The organism is Haloferula rosea (assembly GCF_016595525.1).
Taxonomy (GTDB): Bacteria; Verrucomicrobiota; Verrucomicrobiia; order Verrucomicrobiales; family Akkermansiaceae; genus Haloferula; species Haloferula rosea.
Window position 1 is genome coordinate 1 of sequence record NZ_JAENII010000054.1, and the last position, 553, is coordinate 553.

1 pseudogene is annotated in these 553 nt (G+C 63.1%); it reads left to right on the top strand.

The features are described 5' to 3' along the window. Window positions 1-553, top strand: a pseudogene (locus tag JIN81_RS18810) (sialate O-acetylesterase); the annotation flags it as partial.

Sequence of the window (553 nt, forward strand, 5' to 3'; positions counted from 1 at the left end):
CCCGCCACCGCGCCCTTGCTCAAGATGATGCGCGGACCCGACGGCCAACCCGCCGTCGCTGAAAATGCCTGGATCTCCTACCTAACCGGTCATCATGAAGGCATGGCCAACGGCGAAGGCACCGGCAAGCTCACCGCAGGCTACGGCGCCCGCGGTTCCAAGCCCACTCAGGAAGGTGGTAAGATCGGTCCCGAGTTCACCTTCGGTCTCACCATGGACACCGCCTTCGAAGAACCAGTCCTCCTCATCAAGACCGCCTGGGGCGGCCGCAGCCTCAACACCCAGTTCCGCCCGCCCAGCGCCGGACCCTATGAATTCAGCGAAGCGCAGATCGAGCAGATGAAGAAAAGGGGCAAGGACATCGACGCCGAGAAAGCCGCCAAGGCCAAGGAATCCGGCCGCTTCTACCGCTTCATGGTCGACCACGTGAAAAGCGTCCTCGCCGATCCCAAGCGCGTCTGCCCGACCTACGATCCCGCCGATGGCTATGAGATCTCCGGCTTCGTCTGGTTCCAGGGATTCAACGACCTCGTCGACGGCGGCACCTACCCCA